The 14,734-nt window shown below is 71.4% G+C and carries 12 protein-coding genes; 8 read left to right on the top strand and 4 right to left on the bottom strand.

The window, feature by feature from the left end; genetic code table 11:
• Positions 1-15: 15 nt before the first annotated feature.
• Positions 16-453, bottom strand: a complete 438-nt coding sequence (locus NL142_RS12760; protein WP_435080038.1) for a pilus assembly protein CpaE — start codon at positions 451-453, stop codon at positions 16-18.
• 119 nt (positions 454-572) lie between these two features.
• On the opposite strand from NL142_RS12760, the gene NL142_RS12755 reads away from it, so the two are divergent.
• From NL142_RS12755 to NL142_RS12735, 5 genes are all read left to right on the top strand, one after another.
• Entirely contained in the window at positions 573-1,574 is a 1,002-nt protein-coding gene (locus NL142_RS12755) for a LacI family DNA-binding transcriptional regulator (RefSeq protein ID WP_435080036.1), read from the top strand.
• Between the two features lie 103 nt (positions 1,575-1,677).
• On the top strand, positions 1,678-3,027 hold the full coding sequence (locus NL142_RS12750; protein WP_435080034.1) for an extracellular solute-binding protein: 1,350 nt from the start codon (positions 1,678-1,680) through the stop codon (positions 3,025-3,027).
• 93 nt (positions 3,028-3,120) lie between these two features.
• Positions 3,121-4,065, top strand: coding sequence for a carbohydrate ABC transporter permease (locus tag NL142_RS12745; RefSeq protein ID WP_194684952.1), 945 nt, complete (start codon positions 3,121-3,123; stop codon positions 4,063-4,065).
• Entirely contained in the window at positions 4,062-4,982 is a 921-nt protein-coding gene (locus tag NL142_RS12740) for a carbohydrate ABC transporter permease (protein ID WP_435080031.1), read from the top strand. The genes NL142_RS12745 and NL142_RS12740 overlap by 4 nt, the downstream gene beginning before the upstream one ends.
• Positions 4,983-5,064: 82 nt before the next feature.
• Complete coding sequence (locus tag NL142_RS12735) at positions 5,065-6,603, top strand: arabinosylfuranosidase ArfA (RefSeq protein WP_435080029.1); 1,539 nt, start codon at positions 5,065-5,067, stop codon at positions 6,601-6,603.
• Between the two features lie 69 nt (positions 6,604-6,672).
• Here NL142_RS12735 and NL142_RS12730 read toward each other — a convergent pair whose 3' ends face one another.
• Positions 6,673-8,289 carry a S1C family serine protease gene (locus NL142_RS12730; RefSeq protein ID WP_435080027.1) on the bottom strand — a complete coding sequence of 539 codons (1,617 nt, stop codon included), beginning with the start codon at positions 8,287-8,289 and terminating at the stop codon, positions 6,673-6,675.
• Positions 8,290-8,424: 135 nt separating this feature from the next.
• Between NL142_RS12730 and NL142_RS12725 the strand changes: the two genes are divergently transcribed.
• Both NL142_RS12725 and NL142_RS12720 read left to right on the top strand, forming a co-directional pair.
• Complete coding sequence (locus tag NL142_RS12725; RefSeq protein ID WP_435080025.1) at positions 8,425-8,952, top strand: hypothetical protein; 528 nt, start codon at positions 8,425-8,427, stop codon at positions 8,950-8,952.
• Between the two features lie 9 nt (positions 8,953-8,961).
• Positions 8,962-9,954 (top strand): aldo/keto reductase, encoded by a 993-nt coding sequence (locus NL142_RS12720; protein ID WP_435080023.1) that lies wholly within the window; start codon positions 8,962-8,964, stop codon positions 9,952-9,954.
• Positions 9,955-10,021: 67 nt separating this feature from the next.
• On the opposite strand, the gene NL142_RS12715 is transcribed toward NL142_RS12720, so the two are convergent.
• The gene (locus tag NL142_RS12715) at positions 10,022-10,495 is read right to left on the bottom strand and encodes a hypothetical protein (RefSeq protein WP_435080021.1); all 474 of its coding nucleotides are present in this window, start codon (positions 10,493-10,495) and stop codon (positions 10,022-10,024) included.
• A gap of 111 nt (positions 10,496-10,606) precedes the next feature.
• A complete protein-coding gene (locus NL142_RS12710) occupies positions 10,607-11,818 on the bottom strand; it encodes an MFS transporter (protein ID WP_012039119.1) in 1,212 nt (403 codons plus the stop codon).
• A 330-nt stretch (positions 11,819-12,148) separates the two neighbouring features.
• On the opposite strand from NL142_RS12710, the gene NL142_RS12705 reads away from it, so the two are divergent.
• Positions 12,149-14,653 carry a ribonucleoside-diphosphate reductase subunit alpha gene (locus NL142_RS12705; RefSeq protein WP_435080018.1) on the top strand — a complete coding sequence of 835 codons (2,505 nt, stop codon included), beginning with the start codon at positions 12,149-12,151 and terminating at the stop codon, positions 14,651-14,653.
• Positions 14,654-14,734: the final 81 nt, after the last annotated feature.

Here is a 14,734-nt window from a genome sequence, read left to right as displayed (position 1 = left end):
GCCGGCGACCCCGCGTCAGGCGGCGGGCGGCGTCGGGGTCCGGGCCTCCATCACGGCGATGAGCGCCTTGGCGTAGGCCTCCTCGGCCTCGAGGTCCCGGTGCTCGACCTCCTGGCCGTCGATCTCGACGAGCACCACGTGCGCACCGTCCTCCGCGCCGCCGATCTCGCGCCTGAGCGACCTGAACGCCCCGCCGAGCAGCGCTCGGAGCTGGTCCTCGCGCGGCAGCCACAGGCTGTCCTCGAGGGCCACGGAGTCGAGCGCCCACTCGGTCGTGCCGTTGAAGCCGAGCACGGTGCCGGTCGCGTGCTCGTGCGCCTCGATCGTGAGCTCGCTGATGGTGAAGACGTCGGACTCGAAGCCCTGGCCGCGGATCCGGAACCGGTCGCCGGGCTCGGGGCTCCACTCGAGGCCGAGCTCCAGGAGGGTAGTGGCGTTCGCGGTGGAGATCATCCGTGAAGTATGCCGGGCGCTCCCGGGCGTCGCCTCCGCGGGCGGGGGAATGCGTGTGCATTAGATTCGCAGGGCACCGCGTGCGGCAGACGCCGCCGACGGTCGGCCCCGGGAGGACCATGCGCGCGACAGTGAAGGACGTCGCCGCGCGCGCCGGGGTCTCCCCGAAGACGGTCTCGAACGTCATCACCGGGCGCGTCGCCGTGAGCCCCGCCACGCGCGAGCGCGTCGAGCGGGCGGTCGCCGACCTCGACTACGTGCCGAACCTGTCCGCCCGCGGCCTCCGCAACGGGCGCACGGGCGTCATCGCGGTCGCCCTGCCCGACCTCGGCACCGCCTACTCCGCCGAGCTCGCGCACCACCTGGTGGAGGTGGCGCACGAGGCCGGCTACAGCATCCAGATGGAGGAGACGGGCTCGCGGCCCGACCGCGAGCGCGACCTCATGTCCCGGGCGCGCGAGCACCTGGTCGACGGCCTGATCCTCAACCCCGTGCTGCTCTCACGTAGCGCCATCTCGCGCGCCGAGTCGCTGCCGCCCGTCGTGGTGATCGGCGAGGTCGAGCAGGAGATCGTCGACCGTGTGCTCGTCGACAGCGTCCGGGCGGCGTACGACATGACGCGCCACCTCCTCGGCACGGGGGCCCGGCGCATCGCCGCGCTCGGCACGGCCACGCGCGAGGAGTCCGCGGCGGGCGACCTCCGCCGCATCGGCTACCGGCGCGCGATGGAGGAGGCGGGCGAGGTGCCCGTCGAGATCGACCGCACGGGCTGGAACAGCGCGTCGGGGGCCGAGGCCGTCGACGCCTGGCTGGCCGACGGCAATCCCGTGCCGGACGCCCTGTTCTGCTTCACCGACGGCCTCGCGTTCGGCGCCCTGCGCGCGCTCGCCGACCACGGGGTGCGCGTCCCCGAGGACATCCAGGTCGCGGGCTTCGACGACGTCGACCAGTCGCGCTTCTCGATCCCCACCCTCACCTCCGTGCACTTCGACATCCGCGCCTACGCGGAGGCAGCCGTCGGCCAGCTGGTGCGCAGGATCGAGGAGCGCGACGGCCCGCCCGTGCAGGTCGTGATCCCGCACCGCATCGTCGTCCGCGGCAGCACGCGCCCGACCGCCTGACCCGGCCTGACCCGACGGCGAACCTCCGACGGATCGGCCCGGGGAAACGTTGCGCTCCGCATTACAACGATGTAATGATCACTGCATCACAAAGGAGTGGTCAATGGATCCTGTTACGGGAAAGGCCGGGGGACGTCCCTCGGCATGGTCGAGGCGTCAGATCCTCATGGGCGGAGCGGCGGCCCTGGGCGGCGCGTTCCTGGTCGGAGGTCTCTCCGGCTGCGCGCCCCAGGTGGCGTCGGCCGGCGGCATCGTCGACCTGAAGTACTGGCACCTGCTGTCCGGCGGCGACGGCATCCGGATGACGGAGATGGTGAAGGAGGCGAACGACTCCGGCGGCGGATTCGACGTCACCGCCACCGTCCTCGCCTGGGGCCAGCCGTACTACACGAAGCTCGCCATGGCGTCGGTCGGCGGCCGCGCCCCCGACGTCGCCATCATGCACGCGGCCCGCGTGCCCGGCTTCGCGCCCGGCGGCCTGCTCGATCCGTGGGACACCGACAGGCTCGCCGAGCTCGGGGTCACGCAGGCCGACTTCGAGCCGCGCGTCTGGGACAAGGGCGTCGTCGACGGGAAGCTGTACTCCATCGCCCTCGACAGCCACCCGTTCATCCTCATGTACAACACGGACATCGCGGCCCAGGCTGGCGTGCTGGGCAGCGATGGCCAGCTCGAGGAGATCACGTCGCCTGACCGGTTCCTCGAGGTCATGCGGGCGATGCAGGCCGTCACCGGCGAGCACGCCCTGAGCTACGGGTACCTCGGCGACGGCGCCCAGATGTGGCGCATGTTCTACACGTTCTACAAGCAGATGGGCGGCGACATGGAGCTGCCCACGGGCGGCCAGGTCGTCTACGACCGCGACAAGGCCGTCGCGTCGCTCGAGTACATCCAGACCCTGCTCGACGGCACGATCGCCACCCCGAGCGGCGACGCGGGCACCGCCATCGCCGAGTTCGCGGGCGCCAAGAGCGGCGCCATCGTCACGGGCGTGTGGGAGCTCCCCACCTTCCAGAAGGCGAAGGTGCCCTTCGACGCGATGCCCATCCCGAACCTGTTCGGCACGCCCGCGACCTTCGCCGACTCGCACGCGTTCGTGCTGCCGCACCAGAGCTCGCCGGATCCCGTCAAGCGCGAGAGGACGTACGCGTTCGTCGCCGACCTGCTGAAGAACTCGCTGCAGTGGGCGGGCGCCGGGCACATCCCGGCGTACAAGCCCATCGTCGACAGCCCCGAGTACGCGGAGCTCCTGCCGCAGGCGCACTACGCGAACGCGGCCGCGCAGATCGAGTACGACCCGGTGGCGTACTTCACCGGATCCGGCTCGGACTTCCAGACGTACTTCGCCGAGAACGTGCAGAACGTGTTCCTCGGGCGGCAGGAGGCGGGCGTCGGCCTCGACGCCTTCATCCGGCAGATCGACGCGCTGCTCGCCAAGCCCAACCCCCTGTAGCGCGCGACCCCGCAGCGCCCGATCGACCTCGCGACCGCCGCCCGTGCGCGGCGCCGCACCCTCTTCCCAGCGAAACGACGAAGGAGTCCACTCGTGACGACAGCAGCACCACCCACCCCGGTCGCCCCCGCGCCCGGGCCAGCCTCCCCGCGGCCCGCCGTCGGCCAGCCCAAGGTCAAGGCCAAGGAGCAGACCCAGGGCATGCTCTTCATCGCCCCGTTCCTCATCACCTTCCTGGTGTTCCTGGTCTGGCCGGTGCTCTACGGCTTCTACCAGAGCCTCACCGGGCAGAGCCTCACGGGCGCCAACAGCGAGCTCATCGGCTTCGCGAACTACTTCGAGGCGTTCGGCGACAGCCAGATGTGGCGCTCGCTCGGCAACACCGTGGTGTTCACGATCGCGAGCACCATCCCGCTCCTCGTCGTCGGCCTCGTGCTCGCGCTCCTCGTGAACCTCGGCCTCCCGGGCCAGTGGCTCTGGCGGCTCGCGTTCTTCCTGCCGTTCCTGCTCGCGTCCACGGTGGTGTCGCTGTTCTGGCTGTGGATGTACAACCCGCAGCTCGGCGTGGTGAACGCGATCGCCGGGGCGTTCGGCCTCCCGCAGCCCGCGTGGCTGCAGGACTCGAACCTCGCCATGACGAGCGTCGTCGTCACCACCGTGTGGTGGACCGTCGGGTTCAACTTCCTCATCTACCTGGCCGCGCTGCAGAACATCCCCGACCAGCAGTACGAGGCCGCCGCGCTCGACGGCGCGGGCAAGTGGCGGCAGCTGTTCTCCATCACGATCCCGCAGCTCGCCCCGACCACCGCGCTCCTCGCGATCCTGCAGGTGCTCGCGTCGCTCAAGGTCTTCGACCAGATCTACCAGATGACCGCGGGCGGCCCGGGCGGATCGACGCGGCCCATCGTGCAGTACGTCTTCGAGACCGGGTTCACCGGCTTCCGCTTCGGCTACTCGGCCGCCATCTCCTACATCTTCTTCGCCCTGATCGTGGTCATCTCGGTCATCCAGTTCACCGCCACCCGGAGGAAGTCATGACCACCGCGACCCGTCCCGCCTTCTCCTCCGGCACGCTCGCCCGGAGGCCCGCGACCAGCGTCGCCGCCCGCCAGGGCCGCACCGGGACGCCCCGGTTCCAGCCGTCGCGCATCGCCGCGCTCCTGATCCTCATCGTCCTCGCCGCCGCGTGGCTGCTGCCGTTCCTCTGGGCGGTGCTCACGTCGTTCAAGTCGGAGACGGACGCCGCGGCGTTCCCCGTCACCGTCTTCCCGGCGGGAGGCTTCACGCTCGACGCCTACGCGTCGGTGCTGAACGGCGGCACGATCCCGCTGTGGACGTGGAACAGCCTGCTGACGAGCACGGTGATCACCGTGGTCGCGGTCGTGTTCTCGGCGCTCGCCGGCTACGCGCTCAGCCGCATCGACTTCCGCGGCCGCAAGCTGCTGATGGGGGCGATCGTGGCGTCGATCATCATCCCGCCGCAGATCCTCATCGTCCCGCTCTTCTACCAGATGCTGTCGTTCAACCTGGTGGACACCCTCTGGGCCGTGATCCTGCCGCAGATCGTGCAGCCCGCCATGGTGTTCATCCTGAAGGCGTTCTTCGACCAGATCCCGATCGAGCTCGAGGACGCCGCGCGCGTCGACGGCGCGGGACGCGTGCGCGTGTTCCTGCAGATCGTGATGCCGCTGTCGCGCCCCATCCTCTCGGCGGTCGCGATCTTCGTCTTCATCGGCGCGTGGAACAACTTCCTCTGGCCCTTCATCGCCACGAACGACGCCACGCTCATGACCCTGCCGGTCGGCCTGCAGACGGTGAAGAACGCCTACGGGATCCAGTACGCGCAGAACATGGCGTCGGCCGTGCTCGCCGCGCTGCCGCTGATCCTGGTGTTCCTCTTCTTCCAGCGCCAGATCATCAAGGGCATCTCGACCACCGGGTTCGGCGGGCAGTGATGCCGCGCTACGACACCCCGACCCGCACCACCCATCCCGCCCGGGACGCACGCGCCCGGGCCCCTCGTCAAGGAGGACGCCCATGACCCGCGCCCGCATCACCATCGACCGCGACTTCACCATCGGCGACGTGCCCCGCCGGCTCTTCGGCTCGTTCGTCGAGCACATGGGCCGGTGCGTCTACAGCGGCATCTACGAGCCGGGCCACCCGACCGCGACGCCCGAGGGCTACCGGCAGGACGTGCTCGACCTCACCAAGGAGCTCGGCGCCACGGTCGTCCGGTACCCCGGCGGCAACTTCGTCTCCGGCTACGACTGGGAGGACGGCGTCGGCCCCGTCGAGGACCGGCCCCGCCGCCTCGACGGCGCGTGGCACACCGTGGAGACGAACGCGTTCGGCCTGCACGAGTTCGTGGGCTGGTCGAGGGCCGCGGGCGTCGAGGTGATGGAGGCCATCAACCTCGGCACGCGCGGCGTCGACGCGGCCCGCTCACTCGTGGAGTACGCGAACCACCCCGGCGGATCGAAGTACTCCGACATGCGGCGCAGGAACGGCGCCGAGGAGCCCTTCGACATCAAGCTCTGGTGCCTCGGCAACGAGATGGACGGGCCGTGGCAGATCGGGCACAAGACCGCCGACGAGTACGGCCGCCTCGCGCAGGAGGCCGGCAAGGCCATGCGGCTGGTGGATCCGAGCATCGAGCTGGTCGCGTGCGGCAGCTCCAACTCGGGCATGCCGACCTTCGGCCAGTGGGAGCAGACCGTGCTCGGCCACACCTACGACGTCGTCGACTACGTCTCGCTGCACGCCTACTACCAGGAGCACGAGGGCGACGTGCGGAGCTTCCTCGCGAGCGCCGTGGACATGGACTTCTTCATCGAGTCGGTGGTCGCCACCGCGGACGCGACCGGCGCGCGCCTGAAGAACCGCAAGCGCATCGACCTCTCGTTCGACGAGTGGAACGTCTGGTACCAGCGCGGGCTGGACGGCGAGGACCAACCGCACCGCATCGAGAAGGCGGGCTGGCGCGAGCACCCGCGGGTCATCGAGGACGAGTACAGCGTCACCGACGCGGTGGTCGTCGGCACTCTGCTCAACTCGCTGCTGCGGCACGGCGACCGGGTGAAGATCGCGAACCAGGCGCAGCTCGTGAACGTGATCGCGCCGATCCGCAGCGAGGAGGCCGGGCCCGCCTGGCGGCAGTCGATCTTCTGGCCGTTCGCCCGGATGGCGCAGCTCGCGACGGGCCGGATCCTCCAGGTCGAGGTCGACAGCGACCGCTACGACAACGACCGGTTCGGCACCGCCGACGTGGTCGACGTGAGCGCGACCTGGGACGACGAGGCCGGCACCGTGTCGCTCTTCCTCGCCAACCGCGGGCTCGAGGAGGACGCGTCGACCGAGGTCGCGCTGCGCGGGCTCGATGCCGGCCGGATCCTCCGCGCCGAGGTCCTGCGCGTGCCCGAGGGCGGTGACCGGCACGCGAGCAACACGCTCGAGTCGGGCGAGCAGGTCGGCCTCGTGCCGCTCGAGGGCGTGCGCGCGGAGGGCGGGCGCCTGACGCTCACGCTCCCGGCGCTGTCCTGGGCGGTCGTGGTGCTGGACGTGACCCGCAGCTGACGCCAGCCGCACGACGACGGCCCGCCCTGCGCGATGCAGGACGGGCCGTCGTCGTGGGGGAGGAGCGGGTCAGCTCACGGGGCCCTCGGTGAGGGTGACGGTGCCGGTCTTCTCGGCGCCGGCCGCGGTGGTCCACCCGAGCTTCACCGACTCGCCGGGCTTGTGCGCGGAGATCGCGGTGCTGAGCTCGGAGGCCGAGGCGACGGCCTTGCCGTCGACCGAGGTGACGACGTCGCCCTGGGCGAGTCCCGCCTTCGCGGCGCCGGATCCGTCGACGACGCCCTGCACGGGAGCGCCCGCGACGGTGCCCGCGCCGTTCGCGAGCAGCACTCCGAGGAACGCCGGGTAGCCGATCTTGACTGTGCCGGACTCGACGCCGCTCTCGATCTGCTTCGCGATGGACACGGCCTTGTCGATCGGGATGGCGAACCCGGCGATCGGCTCGGAGCCCGAGGAGGCTGCGGTGTCGATGCCGACGACCTCCCCCTCCGCGTCCACGAGCGGCCCGCCGGAGTCGCCGGAGACGATCGCCGCGTCCGTCTGGATCAGGTCGGTGAGCGTCTCGCCCGCGGCCGTGCCCTCGGACTGCGTCGTGATGGTCTGGCCGAGCGCCGTGACCTGGCCGGTCGCCGCGGTGAGCGTGCCCGTGCCGCCCGCGTTGCCGACGCCCGTGACGGCCTCGCCGACCTGTGCGCCGTCCGTGTCGAGCTTCGCCGGCGTGAGGCCCGACGCGCCCTCGAGCTTGAGGACCGCGACGTCGTTCGTGGCGTCGGTGCCGACGACCTTCCCGACGTAGGCCTTGCCGGTCGACTCGACCGTGACGCGGATGCTGGTGGCGCCGCTGACGACGTGGTTGTTGGTGAGGATCGTGCCGTCGGACGACAGGATGATGCCCGTGCCCGCGCCGGCCGCGTTCTCGTAGGTGAGCGCGGAGTCGATCGTGACGACGCCGGCCTTCTGCGCGGTGGTCGCCTCGGGGGAGGTGACCGAGGTGCCCCGCCCGGTGCCGGACTGCGTGCCGGATTCCGAGCCGGAGCCGCTGCCGGATCCCTGCCCGGGCAGCGTGGTCGTGCCGCGGCCGAAGCCCTGGCCCGGCGTGAAGGAGCCCGGGTCCTGGATCTGCGTGCTCCCGGCCTGCGGGTTCGAGCGACCGAGGTCGGCCATGAAGCCCACCGCGGTGCCGCTGCCGAAGGAGAGGAGGAGCGCGAGGGCGGACGCCCCGGCGATGAGGCCCGTGCGGAGGCCGCGGCGCATCCGCTTGGGCGGGACGGGGTTCCCGGCCGCGTCGACGTGGAGGGGGCGGCCGAAGGCGTCGGTGGCGGGGGCGGGCCACGGGGATCCCGCGGGGTGGCCCCCGGCGGGCATCGCGGTGGCGTAGGCGGCGGTGGGCTGCTGGGCGGTGGGCTGCTGCGCCGTCGGCTGCTGCGCGGTGGGGGCGCCGGCGCCGACCGCGGGGCCCGCGGTGGCGTGCGCGTCGGTCGGGGCGGTCCACGCCGCGGGGGCCGCGGGCGCGGCGTGTGCGCGGGGCGCGTCGGGCGCTGCGGGACCGTCGGCCGCGGGACCGGCAGGCGCCGGCCAGGCGGGCTGCGCGGTCTCGGCCGCGGCCGGGGCGGCGTCGGTCGAGCGGGTGTCGTCGATGGGGGCCTCGTCCGGACGTCCGGTCGGCTCCTGGGGTGTCTCGTTCATGACGGGTCCTTCGTGTCTCGGGTGGCCCGGTGGGGGCCATGAGGAGATCACACCCGGCGACCCTATGAGCACCCCATGACGAGCACTAGCGTCCGCCAAGCATCCTGGGCCCGACCCGGGCGTAGCCTGACCGTCATGACGCGGAGGTCGGACGGGGAGGGCGAGCCCGCCGACGTGGATCCGCGGTTCGACCCGGCGTTCCAGCGGGCCTCCGGTCCAGCCCCGGCGCCGCATCCGCGGACGGATCCGCAGGCGGGCGCCGAGGCTCCCGGTCCGTCCGCGCCCACCGGGGACCCGCAGACGCACGGGACGCTGGCGCCGTACGTCCCCCGAGCGGCCGACCGCCCGGCCCTCGCCGGCTGGCTCGCCCCGACGCTCTGGATCCTCGCCGTCGCCTTCCCCGCCGCGGGCCTCGGCCTCCGCGCGCTCGCCGCCCGCATCGCGACCTCCATGCCGTACTCGAGCTTCGGCGACCCGCTGGGCGAGCGCTGGCTCCTCGACGCCGTGCCCCTGCTCGTGACCCTCGCGCCGGGCGTCGTCGCGGGCGGCCCGATGGCGGTGATCGCCGCGCTCGCCGTGCACGCCCTGCGCCGCCGGCCCGCCCGCGCCGCGACGGACGACCCCGGCGCTGGCGAACGCGAGGCCGACGTCCCCCGCGCGTAGGCTCGACGCATGGAGCAGAGAAGCCTCGGCAGGACCCATCGGAACGTCTCGGTCATCGGACTCGGGACCTGGCAGCTCGGCGGGGACTGGGGTGACGTGGCCGAGGACGACGCCCTCGCCGTGCTCGACGCAGCGGCCGACGCCGGCATCACCTTCTTCGACACCGCCGACGTCTACGGCGACGGCCGCAGCGAGACGATCATCGGATCCTGGCTGCGCGCGCACCCCGACGCGGGCGTCACCGTCGCGACCAAGATGGGCCGCCGCGACGCCCAGGATCCCGCGAACTTCACCCTCGACCGCTTCCGCGAGTGGACCGACCGGTCCCGCCGGAACCTCGGCGTCGAGACGCTCGACCTCGTGCAGCTGCACTGCCCGCCCACGCCCGTGTTCTCGAGCGACCGCGTCTACGACGCCCTCGACGAGCTCGTCGCCGACGGCGCGATCGCGTCCTACGGCGTGAGCGTCGAGACGACCGACGAGGCCCTCCTCGCCATCGCGCGCCCCGGCGTCGCGAGCGTGCAGATCATCCTCAACGCGTTCCGCCTCAAGCCGCTCGACCGCGTGCTCCCGGCCGCCGTCGAGGCCGGGGTCGGGATCATCGCCCGCGTCCCGCTCGCCTCCGGCCTCCTCAGCGGCCGCTACACCGCGGACACGTCCTTCGCCGAGACCGACCACCGCAACTTCAACCGCACCGGCGCCGCGTTCGACGTGGGGGAGACCTTCTCGGGCGTCGACTACGACGACGGCGTGGCCGCGGCCCGCGAGTTCGCGGCCGCCGCCCACGAGGCCGCGCCCGACCTCACGCCGGCGCAGGTCGCGCTCGCCTGGATCGTGCAGCGCGAGGGCGTCTCCGCGGTGATCCCCGGCGCCCGCAACGCGGAGCAGGCCCGGGCCAACGCCCGCGCCGGCGACGCCCCCGCGCTCGGCGAGGTCTTCGAGCGCCAGGTGGCGGACGTCTACGACCGGTACTTCCGCGCCGCGGTGCACCCGCGCTGGTAGTCCCACCAGGCACACGGCGGCCCCGGTCAGCTTCGCGCTGACCGGGGCCGTCGTCCGTGCGGGAGGGCTACTGCAGCTGGTCGCAGGCGGTCGACATCTGCGTCTTCAGCTCGTCGCTGATGGGCTGGCCGACGCCGGGCGCGATCTGGTCGGCGAGGGCCGTGATCTGCTGGCCGGCCGCCGCGGCGCCGCTCTCGGTGGAGGCGGAGATCTCGGTGCCGAGGTCGCGGAACGCCTGCACGTCCGACTCCTCGAGCGTGGACTTGTCCTTGAGGCCGCACGCGATGTCGCGGGTCTTCGCGGCGATGGCCTCCCGGGAACCGGACGCGGCGGCGTCGCCGGAGCCGGCGTCCGCGCTCGCCTCGGGCGTGGGGCTCGCGGCGTCGGCGGAGGCGCTTGCGGAGGCGGAGGGCGTGGGGGTCGCGGCGTCGTCGGCGGCCGGCGAGCTGCAGCCGGCGAGCGCGAGGCCGAGCACGAGGCCCAGCCCGGCGATCCCGGCGCGCAGGCGGCGCGTGGTCTGAGGGGTCTGCGGAGAGGTCATGCCCTCACACTATCCAGCGCGGCGGGCCGTTTCCTCAGGGGCGGAGACTCCGGGGGCGGAGACTCCGGGGGACGATCCGGCGGGACCCGGGCGTGCCGTCGAGGACGGCCGTCAGGTCATGACCGGGACGGGCTCCGTGTCCGGGATGGGTCCGGCGTCGCGGCCGCGGAGGTCCGGGCTGTGCCGGTGGAAGACGGCGGCGATGGCCGTGCCGGCCGCGAGCAGCGCCGCCGCGACGACGAACGCGCCCTGCGCCCCCTGCGCGTCGATGACGAAGCCGGCCGCGGCTGATCCGAGCGCGGCGCCGATGAGCTGCCCGGTGCCGACCCAGCCGTACGCCTCCGCGGTGTCGCTGAAGCGCACCGACGACGAGACCACGGCGAACAGCACGGCCAGCGCCGGCGCGATGCCGACGCCCGCCAGGAAGAGGAACACGGAGAGCCAGGCGAACTGCATCCACACGGCGGCCAGGGCGGTGCCGACCAGGATGATCGTGAGCCGCCGGGCCATCGCCCACGGGCTGATGGGGATGTGCCCGAGCGAGAGGCCGCCGATGAGCGAGCCGACCGCGAAGATCGCGAGCACGAAGCCGGCCTCAGGACCGCCGTGCCCGTAGACCGCGACGACGCCCGCCTCGATGGCGGAGCACGCGGCGATGAGCAGGAAGCCGACGACGGTGCTGAGGAGCACGGGCGGCCGGCCGAGCACCACGCCGAACCGGCGCTTGCTCCGCGGGATGCGCACCCGGCCGAGCTCGGGCGAGGAGATGAACCACGCGCCGCCGCCGACGAGGAAGGCGGCCGCGACGAGGATCCCGGCGCTGGTGTCCACCTGGATCGCGAGGAACGTCGCGATGACGGGGCCGAGCACCCAGATGATCTCCTGCGCCGACGCGTCGAGGGAGAAGAGGGGTGTGAGCTGCTTGGAGTTGACCATCTTCGGGTAGATGGTGCGGACCGCCGGTTGGACCGGCGGGTTGGCGAGACCCGCGACGAGCCCGAGCACCATGAACACGGGGACGGACGTGCTCTCGTCGCCGAGCGCCACCGCGACGACGGCGACCGTGCAGACGACCGACGTGAGGATGAGCACCGGGCGCATCCCCCAGACCCCCATCCAGCGGCTCGTGAGCGGGCCGGCGACGGCCTGGCCGATGCTCGTCGCCGCGAGCACGAGGCCGGCTGCGCCGTACGACTCGTGGATCCGCTCGACGTGCATCAGGAACGCCAGCGAGAGCATGCCGCCCGGGAAGCGCGCCACGAGCTGGGCGGCGATGATCCGGCCCACGCCGCGGGTCTTGAGGAGGCTTCCGTACGTGCTCACGAGGGTCAGATCCTACCGGCCGGGAGGCCTGCTCCCGCAGCGCCGGGCGCCACCGGACAGCGATGTCGGCGGCGCTCCGTAGCCTGTGGAACCTGTGGACAAGTCCGCGGAGTTGTCCACACCTGTGGACGACACGCCCACTAGATGTGGTGGCTAGGCGCTGACCACGACCCGACATATAGTGGCTCTCAGCCGAGAGCCACTGGATGGCGGATCGTGCCGCCGCCTTTTCCGCGGCTGAAGAATCGCCGCTTGATCGGCGCATGAACCGGGGGCATTCCCGCCCCGCCCAGAGGCATGGGCCTCGAGACCGCAAGGAGCAGATGCAGAGTGTCGATCACGGTAGTCAAGAGGGACGGCTCGAAGGAGCCGTACGACGCGAACAGGATCAACCTGGCCATCGAGGACGCGACGCAGGGCCTCGACGAGAACATCGGCTGGGTCACGCAGATCGCGTCCGAGCTGGAGATCACCCTCTTCGACGGGATCACCACGCAGCAGCTGGATGAGGCCGTCATCCAGGTCGCGCTCCAGAACGTGAAGGACGACCCGGCGTTCGACACCGTCGCCGCGCGCCTGCTCCTCAAGACCATCTACAAGCGCGTCCTCGGCGACTACTCCTCGCCCGAGGAGCTCAAGCGCCTCCACGCGGAGCACTTCGCCCGCAACATCCAGCGCGGCGTCGACGAGATGCTCCTCGACTCCCGCCTCGTGCAGCTGTTCGACCTGGAGCGCCTCTCCCAGGCCCTCGAGCCCGCGCACGACGAGCTGCTCAAGTACATCGGCGTCGTCACGCTGAACAACCGCTACGGCATCAAGGGCCGCAACGGCGACGCCCTCGAGGTGCCCCAGTACTTCTGGATGCGCATCGCGATGGGCCTCACGCTCAACGAGCAGAACCCGACCGAGACGGCCATCGCGTTCTACGAGAAGATGTCGAAGCTCGAGTACCTCGCGGCCGGCTCCACCCTCGTCAACGCGGGCACCATCTACCCGCAGCTCGCGAACTGCTTCGTCATGGAGATGCAGGACGACATCGAGCACATCGCGAAGACCACGCGCGACGTCATGTGGCTCACCAAGGGCACGGGCGGCATCGGCCTCTCCGTCTCCAAGCTGCGCGCGCAGGGCTCGCCCATCCGCTCGAACAACACCACCTCCACGGGCCCGATCCCGTTCATGCACACCATCGACTCCGTGCTCCGCGCGGTCAGCCGCGGCGGCAAGAAGTTCGGCGCCCTGTGCTTCTACATGGAGAACTGGCACCTCGACTTCCCCGAGTTCCTCGACCTGCGCCAGAACTCGGGCGACCCGTACCGCCGCACCCGCACCGCCAACACGGCCGTGTGGATCAGCGACGAGTTCATGAAGCGCGTCCAGAACGACGACGACTGGTACCTCTTCGACCCGCTGGAGGTCTCCGACCTCAACGAGCTGTACGGCAAGGCGTTCTCGGAGCGCTACGCGTTCTACGTCGGCGAGGCCGAGGCCGGGCGCATCCGCATGTTCAAGCGCATCAAGGCGCGCGAGCAGTTCAAGTCGATCCTCATCTCGCTCCAGACCACCAGCCACCCGTGGCTGACCTGGAAGGACACGATCAACAACCGCGCCCTGAACAACAACACGGGCACGATCCACCTCTCGAACCTCTGCACCGAGATCACGCTGCCGCAGGACGAGGACAACGTCTCCGTCTGCAACCTGGCGTCGATCAACCTGTCGCAGCACTTCGCCGACGGCAAGGTCGACTTCGCGAAGATCGAGCAGAGCGCGCGCCTCGCGGTGCGTCAGCTCGACAACCTCATCGACATCACGCGCTCCAGCGTGAAGGAGGCGGACTTCTCCAACCAGCAGAACCGCGCGGTGGGCCTCGGCGTCATGGGCTTCACCGACATCGTCGAGAAGCTCGGCTTCTCGTACGAGTCCGAGGAGTCGTACGACCTGATCGACGAGATCATGGAGCACGTCTCATACGCGGCCATCGACGAGTCGGCCGATCTCGCCAAGGAGCGCGGCGCGTACCCGAACTTCGAGGGCTCGCGCTGGTCGGAGGGCCTCGTGCCGCTCGACTCGATCGCGCTCATGGAGGCCGATCGCGGCGTGCCCGTCAAGGTCAACCGCACGACGCGCCTCGACTGGGACGCCCTGCGCGCCAAGGTCAAGGGCGGCATGCGCAACGCGACGCTCATGGCGATCGCGCCCACCGCGTCCATCGGCCTCGTCGCCGGCACCACGCCCGGCCTCGACCCGCAGTTCTCGCAGATCTTCAGCCGCTCCACCTCCTCGGGCAAGTTCCTCGAGGTCAACCGGAACCTGGTCAAGGACCTGCAGGAGCTCGGCATCTGGGAGACCGTGCGCGAGAACATCCTGCGCAGCCAGGGCGACATCCAGAACATCGCCGCCATCCCGGACTCGGTCAAGGCCACGTACCGCACGAGCTTCCAGCTCTCGCCGTACGCGTTCCTCGAGGTCGCGGCCCGCGCGCAGAAGTGGATCGACCAGGCCATCAGCCGCAACATGTACCTCGAGACGCGCGACCTCGGCGACATGATGGACATCTACTTCGCCGGCTGGGAGCGCGGGGTCAAGACCACGTACTACCTGCACATGAAGCCGCGTCACACGGCCGAGCAGTCGACCGTCAAGGTCGACAAGTCGCAGGACGCCGACGGCACCAAGCGCAAGGGCTTCGGCGGATTCGGCGGCGGAGCTCCCGCGGCCGTCCCCGCATCGGCCGCTCCCGCATCCACCGCGACCGCGGAGGCCCCGGCCCCGCAGTCCGCCCCGGCGCCCCGCAAGGGCTTCGGCTTCGGCGGAGTGGGAGGTGCACGCTGATGAACGACGACACGTTCGGCGACTACGTCGTCCCCATGGACCCCATGGACGAGCTCCAGTGCGACTCCTGCCAGTAGGCGG

This window comes from Clavibacter quasicaliforniensis (assembly GCF_051201715.1).
Classification (GTDB): domain Bacteria; phylum Actinomycetota; class Actinomycetes; order Actinomycetales; family Microbacteriaceae; genus Clavibacter; species Clavibacter seminis.
Note: the sequence above shows the minus strand (reverse complement) of the source record. Positions and strands in the feature narration are given on the sequence as shown.